The 17,179-nt window shown below is 63.9% G+C and carries 15 protein-coding genes and 2 tRNA genes; 14 read left to right on the top strand and 3 right to left on the bottom strand.

What is annotated here, in order from left to right; genetic code table 11:
* The first annotated feature begins 5 nt into the window (after positions 1 to 5).
* The 5 genes from GPT34_RS05180 to rimO all read left to right on the top strand — a co-directional run bounded on the left by GPT34_RS05180 (position 6) and on the right by rimO (position 5,589).
* Positions 6 to 926: an alpha/beta hydrolase gene (locus GPT34_RS05180; RefSeq protein WP_291010184.1), complete on the top strand. Its 921-nt coding sequence runs from the start codon at positions 6 to 8 to the stop codon at positions 924 to 926.
* A gap of 90 nt (positions 927 to 1,016) precedes the next feature.
* Complete coding sequence (locus GPT34_RS05175) at positions 1,017 to 3,278, top strand: bifunctional (p)ppGpp synthetase/guanosine-3',5'-bis(diphosphate) 3'-pyrophosphohydrolase (RefSeq protein WP_291010209.1); 2,262 nt, start codon at positions 1,017 to 1,019, stop codon at positions 3,276 to 3,278.
* Between the two features lie 61 nt (positions 3,279 to 3,339).
* Positions 3,340 to 3,416: transfer RNA gene (locus tag GPT34_RS05170), tRNA-Val, on the top strand.
* Between the two features lie 174 nt (positions 3,417 to 3,590).
* On the top strand, positions 3,591 to 4,133 hold the full coding sequence (gene phaR / locus GPT34_RS05165; RefSeq protein WP_291010183.1) for a polyhydroxyalkanoate synthesis repressor PhaR: 543 nt from the start codon (positions 3,591 to 3,593) through the stop codon (positions 4,131 to 4,133).
* A 70-nt stretch (positions 4,134 to 4,203) separates the two neighbouring features.
* Positions 4,204 to 5,589: a 30S ribosomal protein S12 methylthiotransferase RimO gene (gene rimO / locus GPT34_RS05160; protein ID WP_291010182.1), complete on the top strand. Its 1,386-nt coding sequence runs from the start codon at positions 4,204 to 4,206 to the stop codon at positions 5,587 to 5,589.
* 79 nt (positions 5,590 to 5,668) lie between these two features.
* Here the strand turns inward: rimO and GPT34_RS05155 are convergent.
* Positions 5,669 to 5,753 (bottom strand) — tRNA-Leu (locus GPT34_RS05155).
* Between the two features lie 34 nt (positions 5,754 to 5,787).
* On the opposite strand from GPT34_RS05155, the gene rnr reads away from it, so the two are divergent.
* Positions 5,788 to 8,076 carry a ribonuclease R gene (gene rnr / locus GPT34_RS05150; protein ID WP_291010181.1) on the top strand — a complete coding sequence of 763 codons (2,289 nt, stop codon included), beginning with the start codon at positions 5,788 to 5,790 and terminating at the stop codon, positions 8,074 to 8,076.
* Positions 8,077 to 8,130: 54 nt separating this feature from the next.
* A complete protein-coding gene (locus GPT34_RS05145; RefSeq protein WP_291010180.1) occupies positions 8,131 to 8,682 on the top strand; it encodes a YggT family protein in 552 nt (183 codons plus the stop codon).
* Here the strand turns inward: GPT34_RS05145 and GPT34_RS05140 are convergent.
* Both GPT34_RS05140 and lysM read right to left on the bottom strand, forming a co-directional pair.
* Positions 8,679 to 10,238: an NAD(P)H-hydrate dehydratase gene (locus GPT34_RS05140; RefSeq protein WP_291010179.1), complete on the bottom strand. Its 1,560-nt coding sequence runs from the start codon at positions 10,236 to 10,238 to the stop codon at positions 8,679 to 8,681. The two genes, GPT34_RS05145 and GPT34_RS05140, sit on opposite strands and share 4 nt — an antisense overlap.
* Before the next feature lie 4 nt (positions 10,239 to 10,242).
* Positions 10,243 to 10,743, bottom strand: coding sequence for a peptidoglycan-binding protein LysM (gene lysM, locus GPT34_RS05135; RefSeq protein WP_291010178.1), 501 nt, complete (start codon positions 10,741 to 10,743; stop codon positions 10,243 to 10,245).
* 373 nt (positions 10,744 to 11,116) lie between these two features.
* On the opposite strand from lysM, the gene rpsB reads away from it, so the two are divergent.
* The 7 genes from rpsB (at position 11,117) to ispC (ending at position 17,165) form a co-directional block, all read left to right on the top strand.
* Positions 11,117 to 11,872: a 30S ribosomal protein S2 gene (rpsB, locus tag GPT34_RS05130; protein WP_291010177.1), complete on the top strand. Its 756-nt coding sequence runs from the start codon at positions 11,117 to 11,119 to the stop codon at positions 11,870 to 11,872.
* Positions 11,873 to 11,983: 111 nt separating this feature from the next.
* Positions 11,984 to 12,871, top strand: a complete 888-nt coding sequence (tsf, locus tag GPT34_RS05125) for a translation elongation factor Ts (protein ID WP_291010176.1) — start codon at positions 11,984 to 11,986, stop codon at positions 12,869 to 12,871.
* Positions 12,872 to 13,025: 154 nt separating this feature from the next.
* Positions 13,026 to 13,736: a UMP kinase gene (pyrH, locus tag GPT34_RS05120; protein ID WP_291010175.1), complete on the top strand. Its 711-nt coding sequence runs from the start codon at positions 13,026 to 13,028 to the stop codon at positions 13,734 to 13,736.
* Between the two features lie 55 nt (positions 13,737 to 13,791).
* Positions 13,792 to 14,352: a ribosome recycling factor gene (gene frr / locus GPT34_RS05115; protein ID WP_291010174.1), complete on the top strand. Its 561-nt coding sequence runs from the start codon at positions 13,792 to 13,794 to the stop codon at positions 14,350 to 14,352.
* 57 nt (positions 14,353 to 14,409) lie between these two features.
* Positions 14,410 to 15,150 (top strand): polyprenyl diphosphate synthase, encoded by a 741-nt coding sequence (gene uppS / locus GPT34_RS05110; RefSeq protein ID WP_291010173.1) that lies wholly within the window; start codon positions 14,410 to 14,412, stop codon positions 15,148 to 15,150.
* Positions 15,143 to 15,976, top strand: coding sequence for a phosphatidate cytidylyltransferase (locus GPT34_RS05105; protein ID WP_291010172.1), 834 nt, complete (start codon positions 15,143 to 15,145; stop codon positions 15,974 to 15,976). Before uppS ends, GPT34_RS05105 begins: the two co-directional genes overlap by 8 nt.
* A gap of 4 nt (positions 15,977 to 15,980) precedes the next feature.
* The gene (gene ispC / locus GPT34_RS05100) at positions 15,981 to 17,165 is read left to right on the top strand and encodes a 1-deoxy-D-xylulose-5-phosphate reductoisomerase (protein ID WP_291010171.1); all 1,185 of its coding nucleotides are present in this window, start codon (positions 15,981 to 15,983) and stop codon (positions 17,163 to 17,165) included.
* Positions 17,166 to 17,179: the final 14 nt, after the last annotated feature.

The raw sequence follows: 17,179 nt of genomic DNA, 5'->3' as shown, positions 1-17,179 counted from the left end.
GCCACATGATCGAACCCGCGCTCGAATTCCTCACCGTCGAAGGCCCTCGCGCACGCGGCGGTCAGCCACGTCGCCTGGCCTACTGGGACTGGCGGCCCGAGGCAGGTGCTTTGCCGGATCACATCGTGGTCTGCGTGCATGGACTGTCGCGTCAGGGGCGCGATTTTGATGCGCTGGCGCAGCAGCTCGTGCGTCGGTGCCGGGTGATCGCCGTCGACGTGGCTGGCCGCGGCCACAGCGACTGGCTGGCCGATCCCCTGGCCTATCAGGTGCCGACCTACGCAGCCGACCTCGTGTCGCTGATGTCCCGGTTGCGCGCCGACCAGCCGGACGCCTTCATAGACTGGGTGGGCACCAGCATGGGCGGGCTGATCGGCATGGCGGTGGCCTCTCAGCCCGCGCTTGCGCCACGCCGCCTGGTGCTCAACGATGTGGGTCCGGTGCTGCAGTGGGAGGCGCTGAGCCGAATCGGCACCTACCTGGGCCAGAACCCTTCGTTCGGCAGCGCGCAGGAAGCCACCGACTACCTCGCCTCCATTTCCACCGGCTTCGGACCACACACGCCCGAGCAGTGGCTGGCCTTGTCCCGCCCCATGCTGCGGCAGCGGGATGGGCGCTGGTGGCTGCACTACGACCCGGCGATTGCCGAGCCGTTCAAGGCCTTGATGGCGGGCGATGTGGAGACCTCTCGCCAGGCTGTGCTGGATGGCGAGGCGGCACTCTGGGGTCTGTACGACAGCATCCAGGCCCCCACCTTGCTGCTGCGCGGTGCCCAGTCCGACCTGCTCACGGCGGACACGGCCGCCCGCATGTGTGATCGAGGCCCTCGGGCGCGCTGTGTGTCGTTCGCCGGTATCGGCCATGCGCCCACGCTGGTGGCGGCAGACCAGCGACAGGCTGTGAGTGATTTCCTTTTGACTCCCTAACCACCCCACCGCATGGGCAGCAAGCGCAAGGTGGCCACCGCCACGCCTCAGGAGACACCCGTCGAAGAGCGGGCCATTCAGGCCGTGAGCATGTCACCCGATACGCCAGCGGCCATCATGGCGGTCACGGCGGCCAGCCTACCCCACCAGGCGCAGGCTCTATCGAGAGCGCGCGCCTTCGCCGAGCCCCTGCTGGTCAGCGAACGACTGGATACCGGCGAGAACATTCTCGACCACGCCGACGCGGTGGCCGAGATCCTGCGCCAGATCGGCGGCTCCGAGGCAATGCAGGCCGCGGCCTATCTGGTGTATGCCTGCGAGCACCTGAATCGGCCGCAGGAGGTGATCGCCAAGGCGTTTGGCGACAACTTCGCAGCGCTGGCGGTCGAGACAACCAAGCTGGTGCAGCTGCAGCGGCAGGCTCGCCTGAAGGCGGCCGAGGTGTTGGCCAAAAAAGAGGTTGAACGCATGGCTGCCCGGGAGCAGGCCTTGCCCATGCCATCTCCCAGCAAGCAGCCCGCCTCGGAGCTGGCGGCCAGCCAGACCGAAAACGTGCGAAAGATGCTGCTGGCGTTTTCCCGCGACTTGCGCGTCGTGATGCTGCGGCTGGCCTCTCGCTTACAGACCTTGCGCTTTTATGCGGCCAGCAAGGGCGATCCAGGGCAGGCCCTGGCGAGTGAGGCTTTGCATGTGTTCGCGCCGCTGGCCAACCGGCTCGGCATCTGGCAGATCAAATGGGAAATGGAAGACCTGGCTTTTCGTTTCCTGGAGCCGCGCACCTACAAGAAGGTCGCCAAGCAGCTGGACGAAAAGCGGGCAGAGCGCGAAACCCATGTCGAGCAGGTGCGCCAGACGCTGGAGCAGGATCTGTTGCGAGCGGGCGTCGAGGCCGCGGTGCAAGGACGGCCTAAGCACATCTACAGCATCGTGAAAAAGATGCGTGGCAAGGCGTTGGACTTCACCCAGGTGTTTGACATACGCGCTTTGCGGGTGATCGTGCCCCATGTGGACGCATGCTACGCGGCGCTGGCTCAGGTGCACGCGCAGTTCTCGCCCGTGACCGAGGAGTTTGACGACTACATCGCCAAGCCCAAGCCCAATGGCTACCAGTCGCTGCACACGGTGGTGCGCGACGAAGAGGGCCGGGCATTCGAGATTCAAATCCGCACCCAGGCCATGCACGACCATGCCGAGCACGGAGTCGCCGCGCACTGGGCTTACAAGGAGGCAGGCGCCAAAGGCTACGCTGGTGTGTCGGCGAGTTCGGCGTACGATGCGAAGATCGCCGTGCTGCGGCAGCTGCTGGCCTGGGAGCGCGATCTCAGCGGCTCGGGCGCAGCTCTGTTCGATGACCGTATCTACGTGCTCACGCCGGATGCCGCCATCGTGGAGTTGCCGCAGGGTGCTACTGCGGTCGACTTCGCCTACAGCGTGCACACCGACCTGGGCCACCGTTGCCGCGGGGCCAAGCTCGACGGCGTGATGGTCCCGCTCAACACCCCGTTGCAGAACGGGCAGACGGTGGAGATCAACGCGGCGAAAGAGGGGGGGCCCTCCCGCGATTGGCTCAATGCCGAGCTCGGCTATCTGGTCAGCCACCGTGCTAAGAGCAAGGTGCGCGCGTGGTTCAACGCGCAGGCCATGGAAGAGACGGTGGCCAGAGGTCGTGAAGCGGTGGAAAAACTGCTGCAGCGCGAAGGCCGCACCGCGCTCAAACTGGAGGAGCTGGCCACTGGCATGGGGCTGGACTCGGCGCAGGCCTTGTTTGAGCAGGTGGGCAAGGACGAGTTGTCGCTGCGAGCCATCGAGACCCACCTGCGTCCACCGGAGCCTGCCGCGCCGGCCGCCGATCCTGCGCCTTGGCTCAAAAAGGCACGCCGCGCTGACGCCCCGGCCAGCGCAGGCGTGCTGGTGGTGGGTGTAGGCTCGCTGCTGACCCAGCTGGCCAAGTGCTGCAAACCGGCGCCACCCGACGAGATCGGCGGCTTCATCACCCGCGGCAAGGGCGTGAGCGTGCACCGCGTTGACTGTCCCGACTTTGCGCACTTGCAGGGCAAGTGCCCAGACCGCCTGATCGAGGTGCAGTGGACGGGGGGTGCGCAGGGAGATGGTCAGGCGTCGTTCTATCCAGTGGATGTGGCGGTGGAGGCGCAGGACCGCCATGGGCTGTTGCGCGACATCTCCGACGTGTTCGCGCGCGAAAAGATGAACGTGGTCGGGGTGCAGACGCAGACCGTGCGTGGCGTGGCCTGGATGACCTTCACCATTGAGGTGACCGACGCGCGGCAGGTGGCGCGCGCTATGTCGGTTGTGGGGGATGTGCCGGGCGTGCGCGAGGTTCGTCGCAAGTAGCCTTGCCGCCGCCGGGGAAGCCCGCCATTGCTGATATACTGCCCAGCTTCGAACGGTTTGTAGGCGCGTAGCTCAGCTGGTTAGAGCACCACCTTGACATGGTGGGGGTCGTTGGTTCGAGTCCAATCGCGCCTACCAAAAAGATCGAAACAACGCCCAAGGCCTCCGGACTCGCGAGGCCTTTTTTTTGGTCTGCACTGCTGACTCGGCTGTGCCCCACAGGGTATTCCCATGCTGGCGCAAGCAGGCGGCCATTCTTAGAATCGGGCGTACCCTGAGGGTTTCTTTGCCCTTTCAAGAGAAAGTCACGACGTGCAAAAAAGCAAGGCTGATGCCGGCAGCGCCTCCCCCGGCGCCCTGCGGGTGATCAAAAAGTACCCGAACCGCCGTCTTTACGACACCGATACCTCGTCCTACATCACGCTGGCCGAGGTCAAGACACTGGTGATGGACAACGAGCCCTTCGTGGTGCGCGACGCCAAGACCAACGACGATCTCACCCGCAGCATCCTGCTCCAGATCATCCTGGAGGAAGAAACCGCAGGCGTGCCGATATTCACTGAACAGGTGCTGGCCAATCTGATCCGTTTTTACGGTCATGCGATGCAGGATTTCATGGGTGCATATCTGGAGAAGAACGTGCAGATCTTCATGGATCTGCAGCAGAAGATGACCCAGCAAACGCCTGGCATCAACCCCGATATGTGGAAGCAGTTCATGACCGTTCAGTCGCCCATGCTGAACGGCATGATGGGGACCTATCTGGAGCAGTCGCGCGACGCCTTCACCCAGATGCAGGAACAGATGCAGAAAAACAGCGAGCAAATGCTGGCTGCGCTGGGGCTCAAGCGCTGAGCGCCTCGCTGCTGCCCATCGGGCAGCCAACAGTCCTCGGTGGCGCCCGCGGCTCTGAGACAATCGCAGGATGAATGATTCCCCTGTCTCTCCGGGTATGTCCGCGCCCAAGGTCGGTTTCGTGAGCCTGGGCTGTCCCAAGGCGCTCACAGACTCTGAGCTCATCCTGACCCAGCTCAGCGCCGAGGGTTACGAGACCGTTAAGACCTTCGCCGGCGCAGATCTGGTGATCGTGAACACCTGCGGCTTCATCGATGACGCGGTGAAGGAAAGCCTGGATACGATCGGCGAGGCGCTGGCAGAAAACGGCAAGGTGATCGTTACCGGCTGCCTGGGTGCGCGCGAAGGCGAGGGCGGAGGCAATCTGGTGCGCAACATGCACCCCAGCGTGCTTGCGGTGACAGGGCCGCATGCCACCCACGAAGTGATGACCGCAGTACACCGGCACCTGCCCAAGCCGCACGACCCATTTGTGGACCTGGTGCCCGCGCAGGGCATCAAGCTGACCCCGCGGCACTACGCTTACCTGAAGATCAGCGAAGGCTGCAACCACCGCTGCACCTTCTGCATCATCCCATCCATGCGCGGGGATCTGGTGAGCCGTCCGATCGGTGACGTGCTGACCGAAGCCCGAAAGCTGTTCGACGCCGGGGTGAAGGAGTTGCTGGTGGTGAGCCAGGACACGTCCGCCTATGGCGTGGATGTGCAATACCGCACCGGCTTTTGGGACGGCAAACCAGTCAAGACCCGGATGCTCGATCTGGTGCGCTCGCTGGGTGAACTGGCCAAAGGCTACGGCGCCTGGGTTCGCCTGCACTACGTCTACCCGTATCCGCACGTGGACGAGATCGTCCCGCTGATGGCAGATGGGCTGTGCCTGCCTTATCTGGATGTTCCCCTGCAACACAGCCACCCCGCTGTGCTCAAGCGCATGAAGCGGCCTGCCAGCGGCGAAAAGAACCTGGAGCGCATCGCGCGTTGGCGCGAGCTGTGCCCGGAGATCGTGGTGCGCAGCACCTTCATCGCCGGCTTTCCCGGGGAGACCGAGGGCGAGTTTGAGCACCTGCTGAACTTCGTGCAGGAGGCTCGCATCGATCGTGCCGGCTGTTTTGCCTATTCGCCGGTGAAAGGGGCTGCTGCCAATGGATTGCCCGATGCGGTACCCAGCGAGCTGCGCGAAGAGCGCCGCGCGCGCTTCATGGCCGCGGCTGAGGCCGTGTCGGCAGACAAATTGCGTGAGCGGGTGGGGGCTACCATGCAGGTGCTGGTGGACTCGGCCCCCGGCACGGGCAAAAAGGGTGGCGTGGGTCGCAGCTACGCCGATGCCCCCGAGATCGACGGCGTGGTGCGCCTGTTGCCGCCCGAAAAAATCAGCAAGACCCTCAAGGTCGGGACCTTCACCCAGGCGCGCATCGTGGCGGCCGAGGGGCACGACCTGCTGGCGGTGCCATTTTGAAGTCTCCGCAGCGCAGCGCCTGCGCGCTGAGCCAACAAAAAAGGCTTGCAAACATGATGTTTGCAAGCCTTTATGATCGTGGTGCCCAAGAGAGGACTCGAACCTCCACGCCTCTCGGCGCTAGTACCTGAAACTAGTGCGTCTACCAATTCCGCCACCTGGGCATCTCAGGAAAACCAGAATTCTATCAGAGAAATTGTGAACGAAAAAAACAGCCTGTTGGCCGAATTTGAAGGTGTTGTATCCGGCCATCGCGATGGTCATGGCTTTGTAATCCGAGACGACGGACAAGCCGATATTTACCTGCCTTCCAATGAAATGCGCGCGGTCCTGCACCGGGATCGGGTCAAAGCGCGCATCGTGCGCACGGACCGCAAAGGCCGTCCCGAAGGCCGCGTGACTGAGATTGTGGAGCGCGCAGACGCCCCCATCATTGGCCGCCTGCTGCACGAAAGCGGCGTCTGGCTGGTGGCACCTGAGGACAAGCGCTATGGGCAGGACGTGCTCATCCCCAAAGGGGCCACGGGCTCGGCCAAGACGGGCCAGGTGGTGGTGGTCGAACTCACCGAACCGCCAGCGCTCTATGGGCAGCCGGTTGGCCGCGTCAAGGAAGTGCTGGGTGAAATCGACGACCCGGGCATGGAGATCGAGATCGCGGTGCGCAAATACAGCGTGCCGCACGAGTTTTCCGACGCGGCGCTGGCGCAGGCCCGCTCCCTGCCTGACCATGTGCGAGCGGCGGACCACAAGCACCGGGTGGATTTGCGCGACGTGCCGCTGGTCACCATCGATGGCGAAGACGCGCGTGACTTCGACGATGCGGTGTATTGCGAACCCACGAAAGTGGGGCGCGGCAAGGGCTGGCGATTGCTGGTGGCAATTGCCGATGTGAGCCATTATGTTGAGACCGGCTCGGCGATCGATGTCGACGCTTACGACCGCGCTACCTCGGTCTATTTCCCGCGCCGCGTGATCCCCATGCTGCCCGAGAAGCTCTCCAACGGCCTGTGTTCGCTCAACCCTGGTGTGGAGCGCCTGTGCATGGTGTGCGACATGCTGATCACCGCCAAGGGCGACATCCACGCCTACCAGTTCTACCCGGCGGTCATGTTCAGCCACGCACGCTTTACCTACACCGAGGTGGCGGCCATTCTGCAGAACACCCGTGGGCCAGAAGCTGCGCAGCGCAAGGGCCTGGTGCCTTACCTGATCAACCTGCACGACGTGTACGGCGCCTTATTGACGGCGCGCGGCGTGCGCGGCGCGGTCGACTTCGAAACCGTGGAGACGCAGATCGTCTGCGACGAGTCGGGGCGCATTGAGAAAATCGTGCCGCGCACCCGCAATGATGCGCACAAGCTGATCGAAGAAGCCATGCTGGCGGCCAACGTGTGCTCGGCCGACTTTATCGGCGAAGGCAAACACACCGGTCTGTTCCGGGTGCACGAAGGCCCCACACCCGAGAAGCAAGACGTCTTGCGCAACTACCTCAAGGCTATGGGCGTGTCGCAAACCCTGAGCGACAGACCGCATCCTTCGGAGTACCAGCGCATCGCGGCCGCCACCAAGGAGCGCCCGGAGTCGCAGCAGATCCACTCCATGCTGTTGCGTTCGATGTCGCAGGCCATCTACACGCCCAACAACGAGGGTCACTTTGGCCTGGCTTTTGAGGCCTACACCCACTTCACCAGCCCGATCCGGCGCTACCCGGACCTGCTGGTGCATCGCGTGATCAAGGCGATTCTGGCCGGCAAACGTTACCAGCTGCCGGTCTTGCCCACGCCAGGTGAGGCCCATGCCAAGTTGAGCAAACGCCTGGCCAGCCGAGCCAAGCCGGCGTCGGATGCGCCGGCCAAGAAGCCGTCGGCCGACACCCTGGCGTGGCAGGCGGCCGGCCTGCATTGCAGTGCCAACGAGCGGCGCGCCGACGAGGCGAGCCGTGATGTGGAAGCCTGGCTCAAGTGCAAGTACATGCGTGAGCACCTGGGTGAGGAGTTCAGCGGCGTGGTGAGTTCGGTCACCAGTTTTGGTCTGTTCGTCACGCTCGACAGCATGTATGTCGAAGGCCTGGTGCACATCACCGAGCTAGGTGGCGAATACTTCCGCTTCGACGAAGCGCGCCAGGAACTGCGCGGCGAGCGCACCGGCATCCGGTATGCGTTGGGCAGCAGGGTGCAGGTGCAGGTGAGCCGGGTGGACTTGGATGGGCGTCGTATCGATTTCCGCCTGGTGACGGGTGACGAAGATCTGACCTTGCGGGCCTTGCGCGACAAGAATGGTGTGGAGTCGACTGCAGGTGCCCCGGCAGGCAAGTCGCGTCGAAGTCGGTCAGGCGATGCTGCACCGCGCGATCGGACCAAAGGGAGCGCCGCAGGGGACCCAGCGGGGGCGCTGGCCAAGCCGAGCGGCCGCCGCTCGGAGGCCAAGCGCACCGACCGGGGCGGCGCGCGCAGCGCCACGGGCAAAGCCCGGAAAACCCGGCGCTGAGGCAATATGGTGCCCCTATCCCCGCGTGACCTTTCCCGATCCTGAGCCTGCCCTATGCGCGTCGTCTTCTTCCTGCTAGATACCCTGTTCTTTTTCCTGGTGGCCGCGACCTTGGTGCGTGCCTGGATGAACCAGCTGCGGATCCACATGTCGGCCCAGCCGGGGCAATTCGTCATCGCCATCACCGACTGGCTGGTCCAGCCGGTGCGTCGGGTGTTGCCTCGAGGCCTGGCACAAAGCCGAGTCGACTGGGGCAGTCTGATGGCCGCCTTGCTGCTGGCCATTGCCTATGGTGGCCTGTGGCTCACGCTGGCGACCATGGGCTCATCGGCCGATGTGTCGACCGCCGCCATGATCCTGGCCATTCCCACGCTTGCGTTCAAATTGCTGGTGCGCACCGTGCTGCAAGGTTTGATGGTGCTGCTGCTGGTTTATGCCATCCTCTCTTGGCTGCAGCCCCACGCGCCAGTGCTGGGCACGCTGGACCGCCTGTGTTCGCCGCTCCTGCGGCCAGTGCGCCGCATCGTCCCCACCGTGGGCGGTATCGACCTGTCGGTGCTGGTTCTCATCATCCTGCTGCAGGTGGCGCTGATGGTGCTGGGTTAGCGCAAGGTCATGACCCGCTCGGCGAGGCGGCTTGCGCTCAGTGCACCGCTGTCGGGCGGCCAGTGGTCGGCAAGCCAGCCGTGCTGGTACACCGCGGCGGCCACGCGCTGGCAGGCCTGCTGCGGGGTAAGTCTCGGAGTGGCCAGAGCCGCACCCACGAGGCCCGCGAGCACGTCGCCGGTGCCCGCAGTGGCCAGCGCTGCACTCCCGGTCGGATTGATCAGCGGCACAGCGCCCGGCGCTGCGATCACTGTCCCCGAGCCCTTGAGCACACAAATTGCCTGAAAACGCTCGGCAATTTCATTCGCTGCCTGCAGTCGGTCGGCCATCACCCGAGCGGTGTTGGTGCCGAGCAGGCGAGCCGCTTCCAGCGGGTGCGGCGTCAGCACTGTAATCCATGCGCGAGCAGTCCGTTGAGTCAGCTGTTGCTGCAGGGCTTCGTCGGCCGCGATGACGTTCAGCGCGTCGGCGTCCAACACCAGGCGCGGCGAGCGGGACAACACCGCGGTCAACGGACCGGCGACCGCCTGGCCGCCACCACAGCCACAGACCGTGGTTGAGTTGCTCAGGGCGCCGGCTTGCAGCAGCAAGTCGAGGTGCCGGAACATGAGTTCGGGTGCCAATGGGTCCCAAGCGGTGTGCGACTCGACGCCATCGAGCAGACCCACCAGCACCCGGCCAGCGCCGGCGTGCACGGCAGCGCGGGCCGCCAGCACCGCAGCGCCTGTCATGCCCGCGCCGCTCAGGCCGATGTCTTGTCCACCGATCACCACCACGTCGCCCCGACTGCCCTTGTGGCTGCTGTGAGGACCTGCGCTGCGGGACATGCCGCCATCCGTGCGGCCGGCCAGCCAGGCCGTTACCCCCAATTCGGGGGGTGGCGAGCACTGCAAGTCGTCGAACCAGACATCTCCAGCCAGATCGCGGCCGCGGTGGGTGAACAGGCCGGGTTTTAGAGTCAGCAAGGTCAGCGTGTGCTGCGCACCTGTGGGTGCACGGTCGGGTGACTTGCCTGCTGGTGGCAGCCAGTGACCAGTGTCCGCTGCAAGCCCTGATGGCACATCCACGCACAGGCAAGGGGCCTCTGACTGGTGCAGCCGGGACAACCAATCGCCCATCACGCCGTCGGGTGGGCGCGTCACACCAATGCCCAGCAATGCGTCGATGGAGAAGTCCCAGTGCTCAGGGGGGTGCTCGCAGATCTGCACACCCGCTGCCTGCGCTTTCGCCAGGGCCCACAAGGCATCGGCAGGTCGCTGTGCCGCAGGAAGCAGGGTGACCACCACCTGCAGGCCCTGGCCTGAAGCCAGCGCCCCTTGGTGCAGGTGCGTGGCGGCGATCAGGCCATCGCCGCCGTTGTTGCCGGGGCCGCAGGCAACCCAGATGCAGCTTGCGTGTGGTGCCAAAGCTTGCGCCAGCTGGGCCACAGCCAAGCCCGCTCGGCCCATCAACGCATGATCGGGAAGCCTGGCCGCAGCCGCCTGCTCCAGGGCGCGGGTTTGCGCCACGCCATGGAGCGGTTCAGTCGACTGCTGGGTGATCCGCCGTGGCGGCATGGGCTCAGGCTGCCGGAATGCGCAGCACCTGGCCGGGGTAGATCTTGTCGGGGTGGGTCAGCATGGGCTTGTTGGCCTCGAAGATCTGCGGGTACTTGTTGGGCGTGCCGTAGAAATGCTTGCTGATCTTGGAGAGGTTGTCTCCCTTGACTACGGTGTACATCTGTGATTCGGGCTCTGGCGTGGAGACTGTCATCAGGTCGTTGACTTTGGTGACGTTGGCCACGTTGCCGCAACACAGCACCACCTTTTCCCGCGTGTTCTGGTCGGGTGCGACGCCCGAGACGGTCACGGTTTCGGTGGCTGCATCAAAGCCCACGTCCAGCGCTTCAACCTTCAGACCCATCCTGTTGATGTAGGTGGCAATCGCGTTGCCGGCGGTCTTGCTCAGTTCGGCAGCCTGTTCCGGGCTGGGTGCCGCAGGTGCCGAGGGGGTGGCGGCCTGGGCCTTGCCAATGCCAAACAACTTTTCGCCGGCTTCCTTGATGAAACTGAACATGCCCATGACTATCTCCTGGTTTGGTAAGTGAAAAGAATCAACAACTATCGTGCGATGCTTGGCGCCCTGCGTCAAGACCTCGAATCGGTGCACGTCCATTTCCTCACATGCCTTGGCCGTCCTAGCAACACCCTAGCCTGGGACGGGCCAGGGATGTCGAGCCAGGCCGGGTGGGTGCGGTGGTGCCTCGGCGGGCGCCTGCTATAATTGATTGGCTTTGCAGGTGGTGAGCGATCTCGGGTTTCGGGGCGGCATTGATCGGCGAAGTCAATCGCAAACCAGCCCATCCGGGTGTTGGGGCGTGGGTTTGGATACCTCGGTGTCTGCCTGTGCCGCAATCGGGGCTGGATTTCAGAACCAACCTTTGGAAACTTAACTCATGTCTATCTCCATGCGCGAAATGCTGGAAGCCGGTGTCCATTTTGGCCACCAGACCCGCTTCTGGAACCCCAAGATGGCGCCGTACATCTTTGGCCATCGCAACAAAATTCACATCGTCAACCTCGAGAAGACGCTGCCGTTGTTTGAAGAAGCAGCGAAGTTCGTGCGTCAGCTCTCGGCCAATCGTGGCACCATCTTGATGGTGGGCACCAAGCGGCAGTCGCGCGACATCGTGGCTCAGGAAGCCCGCCGTGCTGGCGTGCCGTTTGTCGACCAACGCTGGCTGGGCGGCATGCTGACCAATTTCAAGACGGTCAAGACCTCGATCAAGCGCCTGAAAGAGATGCAGGCCCAACAAGAAGCTGGCTTGGACGCGATGAGCAAGAAAGAGCAGCTCATGTTTGCCCGCGAAATGGAGAAGCTGGAAAAAGACATCGGCGGCATCCAGGACATGGCTGCACTGCCGGACGCCATCTTCGTGATCGACGTCGGCTTCCACAAGATTGCGGTGCTCGAAGCGCAAAAGCTGGGCATTCCTCTGGTGGGCGTGGTTGATACCAACCACTCGCCGGTCGGCATCGACTACGTGATCCCCGGTAACGACGACTCGGCTCGTGCCATCGCTCTGTACGCCCGCGGCATCGCCGACGCCATCCTGGAAGGCCGCAACAACGCGGCGAACCACGTGGTCAAGGCCGTGTCGGCCGAAGGCGGCGACGAATTTGTCGAAGTCAAGGAAGACACAGCCGCCTGAGCTCAGGCACTGCGCGAAAGAGGGGCTCGCGTGGCCCCTTTTTCACAACCCGATTTGTTTAACGAACCGCCCGCTGCCCGATCCCGGCGGCGTGGCTCATGGAGAACCCCGATGGCAATTACCGCAAGCATGGTGGGCGAACTGCGCGCCAAGACCGATGCACCCATGATGGAATGCAAGAAGGCTCTGACCGAGGCCGATGGCGACATGGCCAAGGCAGAAGAGCTGCTGCGCGTGAAGCTGGGCACCAAGGCTGGCAAGGCCGCCAGCCGCGTGACCGCTGAAGGCGTGGTCACCAGCGCCATCAACGGCAGCACCGGCGCCATGATAGAAGTCAACTGCGAAACCGACTTCGTGACCAAGAACGACAGCTTCCTGGCCCTGGCCAATGCTGCCGCCTCCCTGGTGGCCGAGCACAACCCGGCCGACGTGGCGGCGCTAGGTGCGCTGTCCTACAGCCAGGATGGCTTTGGTCCGACCCTCGAAGACGTGCGCAAGGGCCTGATTGGAAAGATTGGCGAGAACATGAGTTTCCGCCGTTTCAAGCGCTACAGCAACGGTGGCAAGCTCGCCAGCTACCTGCACGGCACGCGCATTGGCGTGATGGTGGAGTTTGACGGTGAAGAAGCGCCGGCCAAGGATACCGCCATGCACATCGCGGCCATGAAACCCGTGGCGCTGACCAGCGCCGACGTACCGGCCGACCTGATCGAAAAAGAGCGTTCGGTTGCCACCGCGAAGGCAGCGGAATCCGGAAAGCCAGCCGATATCGCGGCCAAGATGATCGAGGGCTCGGTGCAGAAGTACCTCAAAGAGGTGTCGCTGTTCAACCAGCCTTTCGTCAAGAACGATAAGCAGACCGTCGAGCAGATGCTCAAGGCCAGCGGCACTACCGTCAAGGGTTTCACCCTTTATGTGGTGGGCGAGGGTATCGAAAAGAAGGTCGACGACTTTGCCGCCGAAGTGGCTGCCCAGGTGGCCGCTGCCAAAGGCGCCTGACGCGCCCGGCTGCTCGCAGCCGATTCGCCATATGACGACGGGCCGAAGGGCCCGTTGTCACGTCTGCGGCGGCTTGACGCCTCCGATCTGCACCGACCGCTCGGTACACTAAAGGGGTCGCCTGTTTGCGACCCGGATGACCTGAAAGTGATTTATGCCAGCCTACAAACGGATTCTGCTCAAGCTCTCGGGTGAGGCCCTGATGGGTGACGATGCTTTTGGCATCAACCGAGCCACCATCGTGCGTATGGTGGAGGAGATTGCCGAAGTGACGCGCCTGGGCGTCGAGGTGGCCATCGTGATTGGTGGCGGCAACATTTTTCGCGGCGTGGCCGGTGGGTCAGTCGGCATGGACCGTGCCACTGCAGATTACATGGGCATGCTGGCCACGGTGATGAACTCGCTGGCGCTGGCCGATACCATGGAAAAGGCGGGCGTGGTGGCGCGCGTGATGTCGGCCATCGCCATCGAGCAGGTCGTTGAGCCCTACGTGCGCCCTAAGGCGCTGCAATACCTCGAGGAAGGCAAGGTGGTGGTCTTTGCTGCGGGCACCGGTAACCCATTTTTCACCACCGACACCGCAGCGGCTCTGCGCGGCGCCGAAATTGGGGCCGAGATCGTGCTCAAGGCGACCAAGGTCGATGGCGTGTACAGCGCCGACCCCAACAAGGATCCCAAGGCCACGCGTTACGCCACCATTTCGTTTGACGAAGCCATGGCGAAGAACCTTCAGGTCATGGATGCAACCGCGTTTGCGCTGTGCCGCGACCAGAGGCTGCCGGTCAAGGTGTTCTCGATTTTCAAGCCGGGAGCGCTGCGCAAGGTGGTGCTGGGCGGCGACGAAGGCACGCTGGTCCACGTCTGAGCCCGCTGTCTCTGAGCGCAGAGGCTGGCTACACTGACCCTACTGAGGAGTATTCATGAGCATTCCCGAGATTCACGAACAGGCCGAGCACAAGATGCTTCAGTCGCTGGAGTCTTTCAAGCATGGTCTCACCAAGATCCGCACCGGCCGCCCCAGCCCCCAGCTGCTGGACACGGTGCATGTGGAGTACTACGGAGCCATGTTGCCGCTGTCGCAGGTGGCGAACCTGTCGCTGCTGGATGCGCGCACCATTGGCGTGGCGCCTTGGGAAAAGGGCATGGGAGCCAAGATCGAGAAGGCGATTCGCGAGTCCGATCTGGGCCTCAATCCTTCCAGCCAGGGTGACCTGATCCGGGTGCCCATGCCGGCCATGACCGAAGAGCGCCGTAAGGAGCTGACCAAGGTGGTGCGCAACGATGGTGAGGCTGCCAAGATCGCCATCCGCAACCTGCGTCGCGACGCCAACGACGCTGTCAAGAGGCTGGTCAAGGACAAGCTGGCGTCTGAGGACGACGAGCGCCGTGCACAAGACGACGTCCAGAAGCTCACCGACCGCATGATCAATGAAGTGGACCGGCTGGTGGCTTCCAAAGAGCAGGACATCATGGCGGTGTGAGGCGCCAGTGTGCTTGCTGCCGCTGTCCCTTGTCTACCTGATCGGAAGAGCCCCGTTTTGACCCAAGCCCTCCAGGTGCCGACCTGTTTACCGCGCCACGTGGCCATCGTCATGGATGGCAACGGGCGCTGGGCCAGCCAGCGCCATCTGCCGCGACTGGCCGGGCACAAGAAGGGCGTCGATGCGCTGCGCCGAGCGGTGCAGGCCAGCATCGACCAGGGTGTGTCGGTGCTCACCGTGTTTGCCTTTTCCTCGGAAAACTGGAGCCGGCCCGCCGCCGAGGTCGCTGGCTTGATGGATCTGCTCTCGCTGGTGTTGAACCGCGAGGTGGACGCCCTCGACAGCAATGGCGTGCGGCTGCACTTTCCTGGTGATCGCGCCGGTTTGTCCGAGCGGGTGGTGCAAGGACTGGCGGCGGCCGAAGCGCGCACCGCCCACAACCAGCGCCTGGTACTTAATGTCTGCTTCAACTACGGCGGCCGTTGGGACATCGCCAACGCAGCCCGCCGCCTGGTCGCCGAGGGCCGCGAGATCACCGAGCAAAGCCTCTCTGAAGCCACGGCCCTGTCCCATGTCGGCGACCCCGATCTGCTGATCCGCACCGGTGGAGAAATGCGCATCAGCAACTTCCTGCTTTGGCAGACGGCCTACACCGAGCTGTTTTTTTCCCCTTGCCTTTGGCCTGACTTCGACGCTAGCGAAATGGCGTGTGCCCTGAAGGCCTACGCCGAGCGAGAGCGGCGTTTTGGGCAGATCGGCGAACAGGTGCAGCAGCCGGTCGGGCCGCAATATGCTTAAGCAGCGCATCATCACGGCCGTGCTGTTGCTGGCCGTGCTGCTGCCAGCGCTCTTCTACCCTCGGATTGAGCCGTTTGGATTGCTGACGCTGGTGCTGATCGCCGCTGCCGGTTGGGAGTGGGCCCGCCTCAACGGATCTGGCCCGCAGACTTCGCTGCTGTTGGGCATCGGTCTGGGCGGCGCGCTGGCGGTTTTCTGGTGGCTGGGTGGCCTAGCTCAGGATTGGCGCTTGCTGTGGCGGATGCTGGGGGCCATCTGGGTGGTGCTTGCCTTCGTGATGCTGTCACGGGGCGTTCCGGGCTGGGTCAAGTGGCCTGCTGGGCTGCGCTTGTGGATCGGTCTGCTGTTGATCGCCTCCGCCTGGCTGGCCCTGGTGCAGGCGCGCCAGTTGGGCCTGGGCTTTTTGCTGTCGGCGCTGCTGCTAGTCTGGATGGCCGATATTGCCGCCTACTTTGGTGGCAAGACGCTGGGGCGTCGCAAGCTGGCGCCCACGGTGAGCCCAGGCAAAACCTGGGAGGGCGCCATCAGCGGCGCAGTTGGTGTCTTTTTACTGGCTAGCGCCTGGATCTGGGCCGACGTGCGCGGCTGGGGCGATCACAACAGCCTATACGTGCACCTCTGGTCGCTGGGCCCGCTGCTGGCGGTGCTCGGCTTGGTGTTTCTGGTCGCGATGAGCGTGGTGGGTGACCTGGTGGAATCGCTGGTCAAGCGCAGCGCCGGTGCCAAGGATTCAAGCCGCCTGCTGCCCGGCCACGGCGGCGTGCTCGACCGGGTCGACGCCTTGTTGCCAGTTCTGCCTCTGACCATGATGCTGGTCACCTTGTGAACCCATGACTACGCCGCAATTCGTCACCATCCTCGGCTCAACCGGATCAGTCGGCACCAACACGCTTGACGTGCTGGCCCGCCACCCCGATCGTTTCCGCCTGTTCGCACTCACGGCCTCGACGCAGGTCGACGCCATGTTGTCGCAATGCGTGCGATTTCAACCGCGCTTCGCGGTGATGGCCGACGCCACCGCCGCCCAGGATCTGGCGCAGCGCATCCGGCAGCAAGGGCTAACGGTGGAGGTACTCGCCGGCGCGCAGGCTCTCTGCGACGTGGCGCAGGCACCCGAGGTGCATGCGGTGATGGCGGCCATCGTCGGTGCCGCGGGGCTGGCGCCCTCGCTGGCCGCGGCACGCACAGGCAAAAAATTGCTGCTGGCCAACAAGGAGGCGCTGGTGGTGGGGGGTGAGCTGTTCATGTCGGCGGTGCGCGAGGGCGGTGCGACCTTGTTGCCCATCGATAGCGAACATTCGGCCATCTTCCAGTGCCTGCCACCAGACGCATCCACGTGGCGCCGCAGCATCCAGCACATCATGCTCACATCATCCGGCGGACCATTTCGGGATGCGCCGCTGAGCCAGATGGCGAGCATCACCCCGGACCAGGCCTGTGCCCATCCCAACTTTGTCATGGGGCGCAAGATTTCGGTCGATTCGGCCACCATGATGAATAAGGCGCTGGAGGTGATTGAGGCGCGCTGGCTGTTCGATCTCGCGCCCGAGCAGATCCAAGTCCTGATTCACCCGCAGCAGATCATCCACTCGATGGTGCAGTTTCACGACGCCTCCGTGCTGGCCCAGCTGGGTACGCCCGACATGCGGGTGCCGATTGCCTACGGCCTGTCCTGGCCGGAGCGTTTCGAAAGCGGTGCCGACCCACTGGATTTTCGTCAGCTCGCCGCGCTCACGTTTCGCGAACCCGACTTGCAGCGTTACCCAAGTCTGGGCCTGGCCTGGGATACCTTGCGTGCGCCTGAGGGCACCTCGGCGGTGCTCAACGCCGCCAACGAAGTGGCGGTGGCGGCCTTTCTTGATCGTCGCCTGTCTTTTGACCACATTCATGCGGTCAACCATGCAACTTTGTCGGCGCTCAGCCCCTCCAAACCGGGCTCTTTGACCGACCTGCTGGCCATCGACCGGGAGGCCAGGCAACTGGCCCAGGATCAGGTGCGGCGCCTGGCCGACTGACCCGGCGATCGATC

It is taken from the genome of Hydrogenophaga sp. (assembly GCF_011390835.1).
Lineage (GTDB): Bacteria > Pseudomonadota > Gammaproteobacteria > Burkholderiales > Burkholderiaceae_C > Hydrogenophaga.
Note: the sequence above shows the minus strand (reverse complement) of the source record. Positions and strands in the feature narration are given on the sequence as shown.

Coding starts and splice junctions, on each gene's coding strand:
- GPT34_RS05180 (WP_291010184.1), top strand. CDS start 6: ATGATCGAACCCGCGCTCGAATTCCTCACCGTCGAAGGCCCTCGCGCA.
- GPT34_RS05175 (WP_291010209.1), top strand. CDS start 1,017: ATGTCACCCGATACGCCAGCGGCCATCATGGCGGTCACGGCGGCCAGC.
- rimO (WP_291010182.1), top strand. CDS start 4,204: ATGAATGATTCCCCTGTCTCTCCGGGTATGTCCGCGCCCAAGGTCGGT.
- GPT34_RS05145 (WP_291010180.1), top strand. CDS start 8,131: ATGCGCGTCGTCTTCTTCCTGCTAGATACCCTGTTCTTTTTCCTGGTG.
- GPT34_RS05140 (WP_291010179.1), bottom strand. CDS start 10,238: ATGCCGCCACGGCGGATCACCCAGCAGTCGACTGAACCGCTCCATGGC.
- lysM (WP_291010178.1), bottom strand. CDS start 10,743: ATGGGCATGTTCAGTTTCATCAAGGAAGCCGGCGAAAAGTTGTTTGGC.
- rpsB (WP_291010177.1), top strand. CDS start 11,117: ATGTCTATCTCCATGCGCGAAATGCTGGAAGCCGGTGTCCATTTTGGC.
- tsf (WP_291010176.1), top strand. CDS start 11,984: ATGGCAATTACCGCAAGCATGGTGGGCGAACTGCGCGCCAAGACCGAT.
- pyrH (WP_291010175.1), top strand. CDS start 13,026: ATGCCAGCCTACAAACGGATTCTGCTCAAGCTCTCGGGTGAGGCCCTG.
- frr (WP_291010174.1), top strand. CDS start 13,792: ATGAGCATTCCCGAGATTCACGAACAGGCCGAGCACAAGATGCTTCAG.
- GPT34_RS05105 (WP_291010172.1), top strand. CDS start 15,143: ATGCTTAAGCAGCGCATCATCACGGCCGTGCTGTTGCTGGCCGTGCTG.
- ispC (WP_291010171.1), top strand. CDS start 15,981: ATGACTACGCCGCAATTCGTCACCATCCTCGGCTCAACCGGATCAGTC.